At 69.4% G+C, this 17,327-nt stretch carries 4 protein-coding genes and 1 pseudogene; all 5 read left to right on the top strand.

Translation table 11 applies throughout. The features are described from left to right. The first annotated feature begins 2 nt into the window (after window positions 1-2). On the top strand, window positions 3-737 hold the full coding sequence (locus tag N805_RS13820) for a thioesterase II family protein (protein WP_019472802.1): 735 nt from the start codon (window positions 3-5) through the stop codon (window positions 735-737). 1 nt (window position 738) lies between these two features. After that, window positions 739-4,143 (top strand): condensation domain-containing protein, encoded by a 3,405-nt coding sequence (locus tag N805_RS13815; RefSeq protein WP_019472801.1) that lies wholly within the window; start codon window positions 739-741, stop codon window positions 4,141-4,143. Next, complete coding sequence (locus N805_RS13810) at window positions 4,143-5,198, top strand: TauD/TfdA family dioxygenase (RefSeq protein WP_019472800.1); 1,056 nt, start codon at window positions 4,143-4,145, stop codon at window positions 5,196-5,198. Before N805_RS13815 ends, N805_RS13810 begins: the two co-directional genes overlap by 1 nt. Window positions 5,199-5,209: 11 nt before the next feature. Then, window positions 5,210-8,221, top strand: a complete 3,012-nt coding sequence (locus N805_RS13805; RefSeq protein WP_019472799.1) for a non-ribosomal peptide synthetase — start codon at window positions 5,210-5,212, stop codon at window positions 8,219-8,221. Next, window positions 8,218-17,196, top strand: a pseudogene (locus N805_RS13800) (amino acid adenylation domain-containing protein); the annotation flags it as partial. The gene N805_RS13805 and the pseudogene N805_RS13800, both read left to right, overlap by 4 nt. Window positions 17,197-17,327: the final 131 nt, after the last annotated feature.

Genomic DNA, 17,327 nt, shown 5'->3' with positions numbered 1-17,327 from the left:
CCATGCTGACCTTGTTCTGCCTGCCCTACGCTGGCGCCAGCGCCATGGCTTATATGCGTTGGCGGCGTAGCGCCCCGGCCTGGCTGGATATCCGCCCACTGGAACTGCCGGGGCGGGGCAGCCGCGCATCCGAGCCGCTGGCCTGCGACCTGGTCGACCTGGCCGCGCAACTGGCTCGCGAACTGCGCGGCGAGACCTGGCGCGCCTACGCGTTGTTTGGCCACAGCATGGGCTCGCTGCTGGCCTTCGAATTGGCCTGCGCACTGCGCGCCCTGGGCCTGCCGCTGCCGCGGGCGCTGCTGGTGTCCGGTGGTGCGGCGCCGGCCCATCGCGACTACCTGCGCTTTCGCGCACCGATGAGCGACGAGCAGTTGCTGGACGAGCTGGCCAGATTGCAAGGCACCCCCGAGGAGGCCTTGCAGGATCCAGAGCTGATGCGCCTGGCCCTGCCAGTGCTGCGCGCCGACTTCCTGTTGTGCGGGCGCTACCGCTACCAGCCCACCGCGCCGCTGCAGTGCCCGTTGCACGTATTGGCCGGCAGCCAGGACAAGGCCAGCGAAACGCAATTGCTGGCCTGGCGTGAGCTGGCTGCGGCCGACTTCAGCCTCAAGCTGTTCGATGCCGGCCACTTCTTCATTCAGACCCAGGAGCGCGCCGTGCTCGCCCACCTGGCTGCCTGCCTGGCGCCCCATGTGCAGGCGGCACGCCCTGACTCCCACTTCTTTGCAAAGGTGTGAAATGACAGCTCTCCATGGTTCCCTGGTCGAGGCGCTGGTCGCCCATGCCGGCCAGCAAGGCGACAAGCCGGCGGTGCATTTTCTTCTCGATGGCGAAAGCCAGCGCCTGACGCTGAGCTACGCCGAACTGGACCGCCGTGCACGTGCCTTGGCCGCGGAGTTGGCACGTCATGCAAGTGCCGGAGAGCGCGCGCTGTTGCTGATGCAGAGCGGGCCGGGCTATGTGGTGTCGTTCTACGCATGCTTGTATGCCGGCATCATCGCGGTCCCGGCGCTGCCGCCTGAATCGCTGCGTCAGTACGAACTGAGCCGGGTGCGCGCCATCCTCGATGACGCCCAGCCACGTCTGGTGCTGACCGAGGCGCACCTGCGCGACTCGCTGCAGCAGGCATTCGCCGCCGCCTTGCCCACGGTGCTGGCGGTCGATGCCCTGGCGCTGGACGCGGCTGACACTTGCCCGCCACAGCTGCCGGCGGGCGAGGCCATTGCCTTCCTGCAGTACACCTCTGGCTCCACGGCCACGCCCAAGGGCGTGGAGGTCAGCCACGCCAACCTGGTGGCCAACGAAGGCATGATGGTGCGTGGTTTCGACCTGCACCCCGGCGACACCTTTGTCAGCTGGCTGCCGCTGTACCACGACATGGGCCTGATCGGTTGCCTGCTGCTGTCGATCTACCGTGGTGCGACCTTGGTACTGATGTCGCCGCGGCATTTCGTTGAGCGCCCAGCGCGCTGGCTCGAGGCGATCAGCCAGTACCGTGCCACCCACACCGGCGCGCCGGACTTCGCCTTCCGCCTGGCTGCCGAGCGGGTCAGCGACAGCGTGCTGGCCAACCTGGACCTGAGCAGCCTGCGGGTGCTGTTCTCAGGCTCCGAGCCGATCCGCCAGGACAGCTTGCTGGCCTTCGCCAACCGCTTCAGCGCCTGCGGCTTTGACCCGCTGGCCTTCCTGCCGTGCTATGGGTTGGCCGAGGCCACTCTGTATGTCACCGGCACCACCGCCGATGAGCCTTTCGTCAGCGCCAGCTTCGACAGCCACGCCCTCGGTGAGCACCGCGCCGAGCCGGGGGAGGGCAGCCTGCTGGTCAGCAGCGGCATCCTCCACCCTGAGCTGGATGTGATCCTGGTCGATCCCCATAGTGGCGAGCGTCAGCCTGACAGCCGCATTGGCGAGATCTGGACCAGCGGTGCCAGTGTTGCCCGTGGTTACTGGCGCAACCCCGAGGCCACCGCCAGGGCCTTTGTCGAGCGCGATGGGCGCACCTGGCTGCGCACCGGCGACCTGGGCTTCCTGCGCGAAGGGCGGCTGTTCATCACCGGTCGCCTCAAGGACATCATCATCGTCCGTGGCCAGAACATCTATCCGCAAGACCTCGAACGTGCGGTGGAATACAACGTCGAAGGCGCGCGCAAGGGCCGTGTGACCGCCTTCACGGTTGACCAGGCCGAGGGCGAGGGCATCGGTATCGCCGTGGAGATCGGCCGCGCCACCCAGCGCAAGATCGGCGCTGCCCAGTTGTGCGCCGAGATCGACCGGGCCCTGGCGGATGTGTGCCAGCAGACGCCGGTGTGGGTTGCCTTGCTCCAGCCTGGCGAGCTGCCCAAGACCTCCAGCGGCAAGCTGCAGCGCTCGGCGTGCCGGCAGATGCTCGAGCGCGGCGAGCTGGACTGCTTCCACCTGCGCCGCAAGGACCAACGCCCGCTACGCCAAGGGCAGGCACTGCAAAGCAGCGACCAACGCCAGGTGGGCGCGGTCTGGGCCGAGGTGCTGGGCCAGGAGGAAGTGTTCGCCGACGACAACTTCTTCGCCCTGGGCGGCAACTCCATCGCTGCCGCCCAGATCATCGGCCGCCTGCGCGAGCGGCTGGGGGTAAGCCTGCCTCTGGCCTGCCTGTTCGACAATCCGCTGCTGGCGGCCTTTGCCCGGCAAGTGACCGAAGCGGCGGCTGCCCATGGCCAGCCGCCGCTCATCGCCGACCCCGACGCCGCCCTGGTGCCGTCGTTCGCCCAGCAGCGCCTGTGGTTCGCCTGGCAGCTGGAACCGCACAGCTCGGTGTACAACGTGCCGATGGCCCTGCATCTGCGCGGGCCGCTGAATGGCGAAGCGCTGCGCGAGGCCTTCGCCACCCTGCAACAGCGCCACGGCGTGTTGCGCACTACGTTCGTTGCCGAAGGCGAGGGCGTGCGCCTGGTGCAGCACGATAGCCTGGCGCTGGATTTTTCCGTCGAAGCCGTCACTGACCTGTCTGAGGCCCGCCAGCGTGCGGCCCAGCAAGCGCAAGCGCCCTTCGACCTCGCCAGCGGCCCGTTGCAACGTGTGCGTCTGTTACGCCTGGAGGCTCGCGAGCACGTGCTGCTGCTGACCACCCACCACATCGCCGTGGATGGTTGGTCGATGCGCAACCTGATGGACGAACTGGGCGCGCTGTACGCAGCACGCCTGGCTGGGCGCGCTGCGGTGCTGGCGCAACTGGCGGTCGGCTACGGCGACTACGCCCGCTGGCAGCGCGCGCTGTTGGCTGGCCCCGAGCAAGCCCGGCAACTGGCCTACTGGCGCCAAGCCCTGGCCGGCGAGCACAGCTGGCTCGAACTGCACAGTCAACGCCCGCGCGACACCGGCGCCGTGGCGCAGCGCGAGCACTTTACTTTCAGCGCCGTACAGACCAGCGCGCTGCGCGCCTACGCCGGCGCCAACGGCGTGACGCCGTTCATGCTGCTGCTGGGTGCCTTCGCCATCAGCCTGCGCGAGCAGAGCGGCCAGTCGCGCATCCGCCTGGGCAGCGACATCGCCAGCCGCAGCCACCCGGCCAGCGAGCCTCTGGTGGGCTTCTTCATCAATCAACTGGTGCTGCAACTGGACTTGGACATGACCGCCAGCAGCGATGAGCTGCTGGAGCAATGCCGGCGTGTGGTGCTGGGCGCCGCCGGGCACCAGGACCTGCCGTTCGAGCAACTGGTGGAGGCATTGCGTCCGCCGCGTCGGGCCGGGCGTTCGCCGTTCTTCAGCATCAAGCTCAACTACCAGGAAGGCGAGCCACCGCTGCCACGCCTTCAGGATGTACGGGTAGAGGCGCTGGCAGCCGATCATCAAGCCGCCGAGCTGGACCTGATCCTCGGCTTCTACAGCAGCGCCGGTCGCCTGGAGGCCCGCTTCGAGGTGCCCCAGGGCCTGTTCGAGCCCGGCGAACTGGCAGAGCTGTTCGCCCAGATCCAGGCGGTGCTCGACTGCTGGCTGGGCACGCCCGGCCGCACCCAGGCCGACCTGCTGGAGGCGGCCGCCCAGGTGCGCCGCGCGGCGCGCAGTGCCGACAACCAGCAGCGCCGGCAACTGCTCGACAGCCAGCGCCCGATGCGTCGGCGCGCCGTGCAGCCCACCCCTATCGCACAGAGTGTGCAGGAGCAATGATGAACGACGCCAAGGTCACGGCACTGCCCAGCATGGGGCGTGCACGCAGGAGCATCACCGCCGGCCAGGAAGAGCGGGTCGTGTTCACCCCGTTGCTCGAAGGGCATGCCCTGCCAGCGCTGTGCCGGCCACGTTTTGCCGGGACCGACCTGGTGGCGTGGCTGGCACAGAATCGCGAACAGGTGGAGGCGCGCCTGCTGGAGCATGGCGCCATCCTGTTCCGCGGCTTTGACGTGGATGGCATCGACGGCTTCGACCGCTGCGTGCAGGCGGTCTCGGGCGGTGCCCTGGAATACCTGTTCCGCGCTTCGCCACGCACCCAGATCACCCGCCAGTTCAATATCTACAGCTCTACTGACTACCCCAGCAACGAGCGCATCTTCCCACACAACGAGCACTCCTACTCGCCGGTGTTCCCGCTGCACCTGTACTTCTACTGTGATCTGCCGTCGCTGACCGGCGGCGAAACGCCGCTGGGCGATACCCGTGCGCTGCTGCAGCGCATCGACCCGGCGGTGCGCGAGGAATTTCGCCAGCGCCGCATCATGTACGTGCGCAACTACGGCGACGGCATGGGCCTGCCCTGGCAGACCGTGTTCCAGAGCGAGGACCGCGCCGAAGTGGAGGCCTATTGCGCGCGTATCGGCATTCGTCCTGAGTGGAAGCCCGGCAACCGCCTGCGCACCCGCCAGGTCGGCCCGGCCATCGTCCGCCACCCGCGCAGCGGCGAGCAACTGTGGTTCAACCACGGCACCTTCTTCAACGCCCTGACCCTGCCAGACACCTTGCGCGCCGCGCTGATCGCCGAGTTCGACGCCGACGACCTGCCGCAGAACACCTTCTACGGTGACGGCGCGCCGATCCCCGACGAGGTCATCCGCCACCTGCAGCAGGCCTACCGCGACGTCATGGTGGAGTTCCCCTGGCAGAAGGGCGATGTGGTCCTGCTCGACAACATGCTCTCGCTGCACGCCCGTAACGCATTCACCGGCCCGCGCAAGATTCTCACCGCGATGGCGATCGCCCAGAAAAGCGCCGACCTGGCACAAGATTGAGGTTCCCCCATATGCAACTGCCTGCCCACCAAGACGCCTTCCCCCTTTCGGCCCAGCAGGGCGCCGTGCTCGTTCGCCCCGGGCAACCGTTGGCAGCCTTCGCCTGCGTGCACGTGCCGGGTGCCTACGACGAGGCCCGTCTGGGCCTGGTGCTCGCCGAGCTGCAACGCCGCCACGAAGTGCTGCGCACCCGCTACCTGCGCCTGGACGGCCTGCGCCGCCCGGTGCAGGTGGTGGAGCAGGGCGCCCCGGCGCCGCTGCAGCCGGTTGCCGGGCGCGAGAGCCTGGAGCACGCACCCTTCGTCGCGGCGGTAGAGCAGGTGGGTGGCGACGGGTTCGTTGTGCGCCTGGGCGTGGCCCTGGCCAGTGTCGACCGGCAGGCGCTGCAGGAACTGGCCAGCGAGCTGCGCGCCGGTTACGCGGGCAGCCTGGCGCCGGCCGACGAAGAGGCGTTGCAGTACATCGACTATGCCTCGTGGCAGGGCGAGCTGGCCGGCGAGGCCATGGGCGTGCGCGGCGCCGCTTACTGGCGGGGCGTGCTGGACGCCACCACGCCCCGAGCGCCGCTGCCATTCGAACAGGGCGTGGAAGCGGGCTTGCCCCGCGAGGCGGCCCGGCAGGTAACACTGCCAGCCGCCCCCCTGCTGAAAACCCTGGATACCAATGCCAGCGAGCAAGGCCTGGCCGCCGACGACCTGCTGCTGTTCCTGTGGGCCGGGTTCCTGTGCCGCCTGGGCGAACAAGACCAGGTGTCGCTGCTGGCCTGCGTGGACGGGCGAAACGCTCAGGTCCAAGGCATGCTCGGGCGCTTCGAGCGGCAGATGCCACTGAACCTCGCATACCCCGCCGACGCCACCCTGGCCCAGGCCCGGGAGGAGTTCCGCAGCCGCCTGGAGCAAGCCCGTTCGTGGCTCGAATGCCTGGACGAAGTGGCCGTCGAAAATGCCGATAGGCTTTACGGTTTCGCCGCCAGCCACACGGCGCTGGACGGTGTCGAACTGGAACTGGACGCCAGCGCACTGGCGCCACTGGGCCTGGCCCGCGTGGGTAATGATCTGCAGCTGCAATATGTTGCGGGCCAGCTGCAGCAGGACGTGGTCGCACTGTGGCTGGGGCAGTTCGCGGTATTTGCCGCCCATGCGCTGGCCGACTTCGAGCAGCGCCTGGCCCAGGTCAGCCTGTTGGGCGAGCAGGAGCGTGCGCGCATCCAGGCCTTCGAGCAGGGCGCGGCCATGCCGCTGGCCGGCCCGGGCTTGCTGCACCGTTTGTTCGAGCACCAGGTTGCCCAGCAAGGCCAGCGTGCCGCGGTGCGCCAGGGCGACGAGGTGTTGGACTACATTCAGCTCGAGCAGCGCGCCAACCAGCTGGCTCATGCCCTACAGGCGCAGGGTGTCGGGCGCGAAAGCATCGTTGCCGTGTACGCGCCGCGTTCGTTGGCCGCGCTAGTAGCGATGTTGGGCATTCTCAAGGCCGGTGGTGCCTACCTGCCGCTGGACCCGGACTACCCGGCCGAACGCCTTGGCTTCATGCTGGCCGACGCCGGCGCCCATTGCTTGCTGGCGCTGGATGCGCCCGCTGCCGATCTGGTGCTGCCCGCCGGCCTGCCGGTGCTGTCGCTGGCCGGGAACTCGCCGGTGTGGCAAGGCCCAAGCGCACCACCGGCGGCGGCAGTCGGCGGTGACGATTTGGCTTACGTCATCTACACCTCCGGCTCCACCGGCACGCCTAAGGGTGTTGCAGTGAGCCACGCCAACGCCCTGGCCTCGACCCTGGCGCGTTTCGTTCATTACACGACGCCGGTCGAATCCTTCCTGCTGCTGTCGTCGCTGTCGTTCGACAGCTCGGTGGCAGGGCTGTTCTGGACCCTCGGCCAGGGGGGCTGCCTGCACCTGCCGACCGCCCTCCAGGCCAAGGATCCACAGGCGATTGCCGCGCTGCTGGGCGAGCAGGGCATCTCGCACTACCTGGCCTTGCCCGGGCTGCACGCTGAAGTGCTGGAGCACCTTGGCGAGCACGGCCTGCGCACCGTGGTGGTGGCCGGTGAAGCCTGCACCCCAACGCTGCTGGCCCGCCACCAGGCGCGCCTGCCCGGCGTGCTGCTGAGCAACGAATACGGCCCCACCGAAGGCAGCGTCTGGTGCACGGCGTGGAACGCCGACCAGGGACCGGTCTCCATCGGTCGCCCGGCGCCGGGCATGCGTGTGCTGGTGCTCGACGCCCACCGCGAGCCGGTGGCCGTGGGGCAAGTGGGCGAGCTGTACGTCGCCGGCCCCGGCGTCACCCGCGGCTACCTGGGCCGCCCGGCACTGACCGCCGAGCGCTTCCCGACCTTGGCCGATGGCAGTCGCGGCTACCAGACCGGCGACCTGGCGCGCTGGCGCGCCGATGGCCTGCTGGAGTTCCTTGGCCGGGTCGATGCGCAGGTGAAAATTCGCGGCTTCCGTATCGAACTCGGCGAGGTGGAGGCCGTGCTGGCCAGCTGCGTGGGCGTTGCCGAAGCCGCAGTAGTGGTCCGCGAGAGCGCCAGCGGTGCGCAGCTGGTGGCCTTTGTGGTCGGTAGCGAGGAAGACGGGCAACTGGCCGGCCGCCTGCAGGCGGAACTGGCCCGGCGCCTGCCGGCGCACATGGTGCCCACCGCGCTGCGCAGCTTGGCACGCCTGCCTTTGATGCCCAACGGCAAGGTCGACCGCCGCGCCCTGGCCGCCGAGGCCGTGGTCGGCCAGGCCTACCAGGCGCCGCAGACCGAACTGCAACGCCTGCTGGCCGGTATCTGGCAGGAAGCGCTTGGGGTCGAGCGGGTCGGGCTGCAGGACAACTTCTTCGCCCTGGGCGGCCACTCGCTGTTGGCCACCCGGCTGCGGGCGCGGCTGCAGGAGCAGATGGGCATCGAACTGCCGCTGCGGCTGTTCTTCGACGGCGAAACCCTGGAGCGCTTCGCCGCCAAGGTGGCCGAGCTGCAACAGGCACCGGGCAACGACCTGGACGCCCTGGAGAACCTGTTCGCCGAAGTGGAGGCACCATGACTGTGGTTGATCGTTCCCTCGCCCTGGCCCGGCGCTTCGCCGAGCTGGACCCGGCCGCACGCCGCGCCCTGGGTGAAAAGCTCAAGGCCCAGGGGATGAGCCTGGAAAGCCTGCCGATTCCGCCGCGTGCCGACGGCCAGGCTGCGGTGGCGGCCTCTTATGCCCAGCGCCGGCTATGGACCCTGTGGCAGCTCGACCGCAGCAGCGCTGCCTACAACCAGGCCGGTGTGCTGCGCCTGGATGGCGGGCTGGATGTTGCTGCCTTGCAGGCGGCCGCGGACGCCCTGGTAGCGCGCCATGAAATCCTGCGCACCCGCTTTGCCGAAACCGATGGCCAGCTCACCCAGGTGGTGAGCCCGGCTGCCGGCCTCGCCCTGGCCCAGCTCGACCTCAGCGCCAGCGCCGACCCGCAAGCTGCGCTGGAGGCCGCTTTGCAGGCCGCTGCGGGCCAAGCCTTCGACCTTTACCAGGGGCCGCTGCTGCAGGTGACCCTGGTGCGCCTGGGCGAACAGCGCCACGGCCTGTTGCTGGCCATGCACCACATCATCTCCGATGGTTGGTCGATGCAGATCCTGCTCGACGAGCTGGCCCAGGGCTACGCCGCCCACCTGCAAGGCCAGGCGCCGCAGTGGCCGGCATTGGCCGTACAGTACGCCGACTACGCCCTGTGGCAACGCAACTGGCTCGAAGCCGGCGAAGGCGAGCGCCAGTTGGCCTACTGGCGCGCCACCCTGGGTGAGCGCCCACCCATCCTCGAACTGCCCGCCGACCGCGCGCGCCCGGCCGAAATGAGCCAACACGGCGCAAGCCTGGGCTTCGAGTTGCCAGCGGCGCTGACCGTGCAACTGAAGGCCCTGGCCGCCGCCAGCGGCACCAGCCTGTTCATGGTGTTGCTGGCGGCGTTCAAGGCGCTGCTGCACCGCTATACCGGTCAAGAAGAACTGCTGGTGGGCGTGCCGGTCGCCAACCGCCAGCGCCCGGAAGTGCAGGGGCTGATCGGCTTCTTCGTCAACACCCAGGTGCTGCGCAGCACACCCCACGCGCGCTTGCCGTTCCGCACCCTGCTGGGCGAAGTGCGCCAGGCCGCCGCCGCTGCCCAGGACTGCCAGGATCTGCCGTTCGAAGAGCTGGTGGACGCCTTGGGTGTGGAGCGAAGCCTGAGCCGCAACCCGTTGTTCCAGGTAATGTTCAACCACGAGCAGCGTGGCGCCACCACCCTGGCCGGCCTGCCCGGGTTGCAGGCCTGGCTTGAGGTGGCTGCCCCTGAGGTGGCCAAGTTTGACCTCAGCCTGGACACCGAAGAACTGGCCGACGGCATGCTGCGCGGCGCCTTCACCTACGCCACCGACCTGTTCGATGCACCGCGCATCGAGCGCCTGCGTGGCCATTTCCTGCGCCTGCTGGGCGACTGCGCCGAGCGCCCTGACAGCCCCCTGGGCGATCTGGCCATGCTTGACCGTCACGAGCGGCAGCAAGTGGTCGAGGCCTTCAACGCCAGCGCCGTTGACTACGGCCAGGCGCAGTGCCTGCAAGTGGTGATCGAGGCCCAGGCGGGCGCCACGCCCCAGGCCACGGCGCTGATCGCCGATGGCGTCGAGCTGAGCTACGCCGCACTCAACGCCCAGGCCAACCGCCTGGCCCATTACCTGCGTAGCCGCGGCGCCGGCCCCGAGCAACTGGTGGGCATCTTCGCCGAGCGCTCGCAGGCCATGGTCGTGGCCCTTTTGGCCGTGCTCAAGGCCGGCGCCGCCTACGTGCCGCTGGACCCGGACCAGCCTGACCAACGCTTGGCCTATATGCTTGAGGACAGCGGCGCCAGCCTGCTGCTGACCCAGCAGCACCTGCTCGGGCGCCTGCCCGGCAACGGGCGCGAAGTACTGTGCCTGGACCGCGACGCCGGGCAATTTGCCGGCAGCCCCGACAGCAACCCCAGCCTGCTTAGCCACCCTGACCAGCTCGCCTACTGCATCTACACCTCCGGTACCACCGGCCGGCCGAAGGGGGCGGGCAACAGCCACGCCGCCCTGTGCAACCGCCTGCAGTGGATGCAGGCCACCTTCGCCCTCGGCGCCGGTGACCGGGTATTGCAGAAGACCCCTTTCGGCTTCGATGTGTCGGTGTGGGAGTTCTTCTGGCCGCTGATGACCGGCGCCACCCTGGTAATGGCGCCGCCCGGCGCTCACCGCGACCCCGCCGAGCTCAAGGCGCTGATCGCAGGGTTGGGCATCAGCGTGTTGCACTTCGTGCCGTCGATGCTGCAGGCCTACCTGGCCAGTGAAACCCTGGCCGGCTGCCCGAGACTGCGCCTGGTGATGTGCAGTGGCGAAGCCCTGCCGCTGGACCTTCAACAACGCTTTTTGGCCCAGAGCAGTGCCGGCCTGCACAACCTCTACGGCCCCACCGAAGCGGCCATCGACGTCAGCCATTGGGCCTGCTTCGACGCCCCGGGCCTGGGCAGCGTGCCGATTGGCCGGCCGATCGCCAACCTGCGCTTGTACGTGCTCGACGGCCAGCTGCAGCCTGTGGCCAACGGCCTGCCGGGCGAACTGTACATTGGTGGCGTGGGCTTGGCCCGCGGCTACCTGGGGCGCCCGGGCCTGACCGCCGAACGCTTCGTCGCCGACCCGTTCGGCCACGGCGCGCGCCTGTACCGCACCGGTGACCTGGCGCGCTGGCGCGACGACGGCGCCGTGGAGTACCTAGGGCGCATCGACCACCAGGTGAAGATCCGCGGCCTGCGCATCGAGCTGGGTGAAATAGAGGCACGGCTGCTGGAACACCCGGCCGTCAGCGAGGCGGTGGTGGTGGTCAGCGAGGCCGCTGCGGGCGCCAAGCAGCTGCTGGGTTATGTGGTGGCGAGTGCCGACGAGGGGCTGGCCGATGCCCTGCGCTTGCGCCTGGGCGAGGCGCTGCCGGACTACATGGTGCCGGCGCAGATCATCGTGCTGGCGCAGATGCCACTGAGTGCCAACGGCAAGCTCGACCGCAAGGCCCTGCCGCAGCCGGTGCAGATCGTGCGCGCTTATGACGCTCCCCAAGGCGAGGTGGAGCAGGCCCTGGCCAAGGTCTGGGGCGAGGTGCTGGGCGTCGACCCGGTCGGCGCCCAGGACAACTTCTTCGAACTGGGCGGTGATTCGATCATCGCCATCCAGGTGGCCAGCCGTGCCCGCCAGGCCGGCTTGCAGTTCGGCCCGCGCGAGCTGTTCCGCCACCAGACATTGCGCCAGCTGGCCCAAGTGGCCATGCCGCTGGGCGGGCAGGGGGCCGGCGCGGCACGGCCCGAGCGCGGGGTGATTGCCCTGACGCCGTTCCAGCAGCGCTTCTTCGCCATGCCCATGACGCAGCGCGGGCACTGGAACCAGGCCCTGCTGCTGGCGCTCGATACACCACTGGCCGCCGCGTCACTGGAGCAGGCGCTGAACGCGCTGGTCGCTCACCACGACGCCCTCAGCCTGCGCTTCAGCCAAGGTCAGCAGGGCTGGCAGGGCGCCTACGCGGCCAACCTTGCCGTCGAGCTGTGGGAACGTGAAGCCGCGGACGAGCAGGCCCTGCTGACCATCGCCAACCAGGCCCAGCGCAGCCTGGACCTGGCGGCCGGTCCGCTGCTGCGCGCTGTGCTGGTCGACCTGCGCGGCGCCGGCCAGCGCCTGTTGCTGGCCGCCCACCACTTAGTGGTGGACGGCGTGTCGTGGCGCATCCTGCTGGAAGACCTGCACCAGCTGCTGGCCAATCCGGCCACCAGCCTGCCACGGCGCAGCCATGCCTTCGGCGACTGGACCCGCTTCCTCGCCCAGCGCGCCCGGGCCAGCGAAACCCTGGCGCAACTGCCTTGGTGGCTGACCCAGCTGGGCGAAGCCCCGGTCGATTTCCCGGGGGCCCGCCATGCGGGCCCCGCGCCGGTGGGCGAAGCCGTCACGCTGCCGCTTGGGCTGGACGAGCAACTGACCCGCCAGCTGCTGCGCGATGCCCCGGGCGCCTACCGCACCCAGGTCAACGACCTGCTGCTGTGCGCCCTGGCCCGGGCCTGGCGGCGGTGGAGCGGGCAGCCCGAACTGCTGGTGGAGCTGGAAAGCCATGGCCGCGAAGAGCACCTGGCCGGGCTCGACCTCAGCCGCACGGTGGGTTGGTTCACCGCCACTTACCCGCTGCGCCTGACGGCCAGCGACGACCTGGGCCATAGCCTCAAGGCCATCAAGCAGCAACTGCGCCAGGTGCCGGACAACGGCCTGGGCTTCGGCTTGCTGCAACAGCTGGCGCCCGCCGAAGTGCGCGCTCAGCTGGCGGCACGGCCACAGCCGCGCATTACCTTCAACTACCTGGGCCAGTTCGACGCCAGCTTCGCTGCCGGCATGCGCCGCGCCAACGAAGCCTGCGGTGACAGCCAGGACCCAGCCGCACCTTTGGCCAACTGGTTGTCCATCGATGGCGGCGTCAACGAAGGCCGCCTGCAACTGGGCTTCACCTTCAGCCCGCAGCAGCTCGACGCTCAGGGCCTGGCGCAGCTGGTGGTACTGTTCGAGGGCGAACTGCAGGCGCTGGTCGGCCATTGCCTGGCGCCCGGTGCCGGTGGTGCCACGCCATCGGACTTCCCTTTGGCCAGCCTTGACCAGGCGCAGCTCGATGCCCTGGGCCTGCCGATCACCCAGGTGCAAGACCTCTACCCGTTGTCGCCGATGCAGCAGGGCATGCTGTTCCACAGCCTCTATCAGCCTGGCGACGGCAGCTACATCAACCAGGTACGCATGGACGCCGAAGGCCTCGACCCTGCGCGCCTGCGCGCGGCCTGGCAAGCGGCGCTGGATAACCACGCCGCGCTGCGCACGGCTTTTGTCAGCACCGCGGCGGGTCGACCGCTGCAAGCGGTGCTGCGCCATGCCCACCTGGCCTGGAGTGAAGCCAGTGGCGGCGACCTCGACGCCCTGGCCGCCGAGCAGCGGCGCCCCTTCGACCTGCAGCGACCGCCGCTGATGCGCCTGCTGCTGGTGGCTACCGATGCTGGCCGCCATCACCTGGTCTGGACCTGCCACCACCTGCTGCTGGATGGCTGGAGCCAGGCGCAACTGTTCGCCGAGGTGATGCAGCGTTACGCAGGCCAGGTGCAACCCGCGCCCGTGGGCCAGTACCGTGACTACATCGCCTGGCTGGCCGGGCGCGACCTGGCCGCCAGCGAGCAGTTCTGGCGCGAGCAGCTGGCCCCGTTGCAGGCGCCGACGGCGCTTGCCGCTGCGCTGGCCCTGGAACAGCCTGGCAGCGGCACTGCCGAGCACCGCGCAAGCTTGCCGGCCGTCGCCAGCGAGCGCCTGCGCACATTCGCCCGCCAGCGCAAGGTAACCCTCAGCAGCCTGCTGCAGGCCGCCTGGCTGCTGCTGTTGCAGCGCTACACCGGGCAGGACTGCGTGGCCTTCGGTGCCACCGTGGCCGGGCGCCCGGCGCAGTTGCCTGGCATCGAGCAGCAACTGGGCTTGTTCATCAACACCTTGCCAGTGGTCGCCTGCCCTGAGGCGCAGCAGACTGTCGGCCAGTGGCTTGAGCAGGTGCAGGCCTTGGGCGTGGCCGTGCGCGAGCACGAGCATAGCGCGCTGTATGACATCCAGCGCTGGGCCGGGCAGGGCGGTCAGGGGTTGTTCGACCAGATCCTGGTGTTCGAGAACTACCCGCTGGACAGCGCCATGCTCAGCGGCCAGGGCGACGGGCCACGCTTCGCCAACCTGGTCAGCCGCGAGCAGGGCAACTACCCGTTGATGCTGCTGGTCAACCAGGGCGAGGCGCTGAGCTTCTGCTACAGCTTCGACCGTGCACGCTTCGATGCACCGGCCATCGCGCGGCTGGACGGGCACCTGCTGCAGTTGTTGCAGGCGTTGTGTGGAAGCGCCGAGCGCCAGCTGGGGCAACTGCCGATGCTGACGGGCGTTGAACGCGCCGAACTGCTGTCGGCGGGTGCTGCCAACAGCCATGGCATCGGCGCATTTGACTTGGTGGCGCAGTTTGAGCAGCAGGCTGCACGGGTGCCTGAAGCGGTCGCCGTGCGCCAGGGCGAGGGTTCGCTCAGCTACGCCGAGCTGAACCGCCGCGCCAATCAGCTGGCCCACCGCCTGCAAGCCGCCGGGGTTGGCCCGGATGTGCGGGTGGGCGTGTGCCTGGAGCGCACCCCGCAACTGCTGGTGGCCCTGCTGGCGGTGCTCAAGGCCGGTGGCGCCTATGTGCCGCTGGACCCTGAATTCCCGGCTGAGCGCCTGCGCCATATGCTCGACGACAGCCGTGCGCCGTTGCTGCTCAGCCAGAGCTCGCTGCAACCGGCGCTGCAAGCGCTGGGCGCCGAGGCCGAGTGCTGGTGGCTGGATCAGTTGGCCGAAGCGGGCAGTGAAGCCAACCCGTTGAACCAAGCCCTGGGCGATCACCTGGCCTACGTCATCTACACCTCCGGCTCCACTGGCAAGCCCAAGGGTGTGGCCGTGCGCCGGGCTGGCGTGGGCAACTTCCTGGCCAGCATGGCCCAGGCCCCGGGCCTGGCGAGCGACGGGCGCATGCTGGCGCTGACCTCGCTGTCGTTCGACATTGCCGTGCTGGAGCTGTACCTGCCGCTGGTCAGCGGCGCCAGCGTGGTGCTGGTGGACCGTGACACCGCCCGCGACCCGGAGCGCCTGTGGGCGCAGATCGAGCAGCAGCAGGTCACTGCCATCCAGGCGACCCCCTCGACCTGGCGCATGCTCGCCGACCACCCACGCCTGCCGGCCCTGGCCGGGCGCCAGGTGCTGTGCGGCGGTGAAGCGCTGCCGGTGGACCTGGCCGAGCGGTTGATCGGCGTGGCCGGTGGCCTGTGGAACCTCTACGGCCCGACCGAAACCTCGGTGTGGTCGGCCCGTTGCCAGCTTGCAGGCCAGCAGCAGGTGATGCTCGGCGAGGCCCTGGCCCACACCGCGCTGCACGTGTTGGATGACAACCTGGAACCGCTGCCGCTGGGCGTGGCCGGCGAGCTTTACATTGGCGGTGAAGGCCTGGCGCGTGGTTACCACGACCGCCCGGGCCTGACCGCCGAGCGCTTCGTCGCCGACCCGTTCGGCAGCGGCACGCGGCTGTACCGCACCGGCGACCTGGTGCGTCGCCGCGCCGATGGCGCGCTGGAGTACCTGGGGCGGATCGACCAGCAGGTGAAGATTCGCGGTTTCCGTATCGAGCTGGGCGAAATCGAAGCCTGCCTGCTGGCCGAACCGGGTGTGCGCGAGGCCGCGGTGGTGGCACGCCAAGGGCAACTGATCGGCTACGTGGTGGCTGACGATGACGCGCTGCTGGCGCCCCTGCGTGAGCGCCTGCAAGCGCAACTGCCGGACTACATGGTGCCGGCGCGCCTGATGCGCCTGGAGCACATGCCGCTGACGCCGAACCGCAAGCTGGACCGCAAGGCACTGCCCGAGCCGGAACTGCAGGTGCGCGAGCACGTGGCGCCGGAGGGCGAAGTGGAGTGCACCCTGGCGCAGATCTGGCAAGCGGTGCTGAACCTGCCGCAGGTGGGTGCCGAGGACAACTTCTTCGAATTGGGCGGCGATTCGATCGTTTCGGTGCAAGTCGTGGCCCGAGCCCGCGAAGCTGGCTTGGCGTTCACCCCGCGCGACCTGTTCGAGCAACAGACCATCCGCCGCCTGGCCAAGGTGGCCGGGCAGCAGGCAGCCGTCGCCAGGGCCACGGCGAGCACGGGCCTTGCACAACTCAGCGCTGCCGAGCGGGCGCGCCTGCCGGCGGACCTGGAGGACGCCTACCCGCTGTCGCCGATGCAGCAGGGCCTGCTGTTCCATGGCCTGAGCGGCGCGGGTGAGAGCGAGTACATCAACCAGCTGGCCTTCGACCTGGACGCGCTCGAGCCTGCGCAACTGCGCGCGGCCTGGCAGCAACTGATCGCGCGCCACCCGATCCTGCGCAGCAGTTTTGCCTGGGACGGCCTGGAACAGCCACTGCAGCTGGTCTACCGTCAGGTGCCCGAGTTGTGGCAGGTGCACGACTGGCGTGGCCAAGATTGCAGTAACGAGGCGCTGGACGCCTTCGCCGGCCAGCAGCGGGCACTGCCGTTCGACTTTGCTCAACCGGCCCTGCAACGGGTGGCGCTGCTGCGCCTGGCCGACGGCCGCCATCGCCTGGTGTGGACCTATCACCACCTGCTGCTGGACGGCTGGAGCAGCGCGCGGCTGATCGAGGAATGGCTGGGCCGCTACGTGGGCGAAATCCCGATGGCCCCGGCTGGCCGATACGGCGACTACATCGCCTGGCTGCAACGCCAGGACCCGCAGCGCGGCGAAACCTTCTGGAAGGCCCGCACCGCGCAGCTTGATGCACCAACCTTGCTGGCCGGCAATGCGCCTGTGGCGGCGGGCGGGGCCGGGCAGCACACATGCGAACTGCTGCTCGATACCTCGCACACCGAGGCCCTGGCCGCCTTCGCCCGCAGCCAGCGGGTTACCCTCAACACACTGGTGCAGGCGGCCTGGCTGCTGTTGCTGCAACGCCACACTGGCCAGCGCGTGGTGTGCTGCGGTGCCACCCTCTCGGGGCGCCCGGCAGAGCTGGCCGGCAGCGGCGACATGCTGGGGCTGTTCATCAACACCTTGCCGCTGATAGCCGAACCTGCCCAGCACCAGGTGCTGGACGACTGGCTGCAGGCCTTGCAGGGCGAAACCCTGGCCCTGCAGGAACTGGCTCACGTACCGCTGTACGATGTGCAGCGCTGGGCCGGCAGTGCCGGGCAGTCATTGTTCGACACCTTGCTGGTGTTCGAGAACTACCCGGTGGACGTGGCCCTGCGCAGCCAGGCGATGCAGCAACTGGGCATCGATGGCGTGATCCAGCGCGAGTCGACCCACTACCCGCTGACCCTCACCGTGAACCCCGGCGAGCGCCTGCAACTGGCCCTGGCGGCCCGTGCCGATGCGTTCAGCACCGCCACCCTGGCGCAACTGGCCGAGCGCCTGGGCGGGTTGCTGCGCAGCCTGCCGGGCAACTCGCAGCGGCGCCTGGGCGAGTTGGCCATGCTGTCGCCGCAGGCCCGCAGCCAGGCCCTGGCCCGCGCCGCGCAACAGCCGGTATTGGGCATCGGGCTGAGCCTGCCGACGCTGTTCGC

Source organism: Pseudomonas putida S13.1.2 (genome assembly GCF_000498395.2).
Lineage (GTDB): Bacteria > Pseudomonadota > Gammaproteobacteria > Pseudomonadales > Pseudomonadaceae > Aquipseudomonas > Aquipseudomonas putida_Q.
Note: the sequence above shows the minus strand (reverse complement) of the source record. Positions and strands in the feature narration are given on the sequence as shown.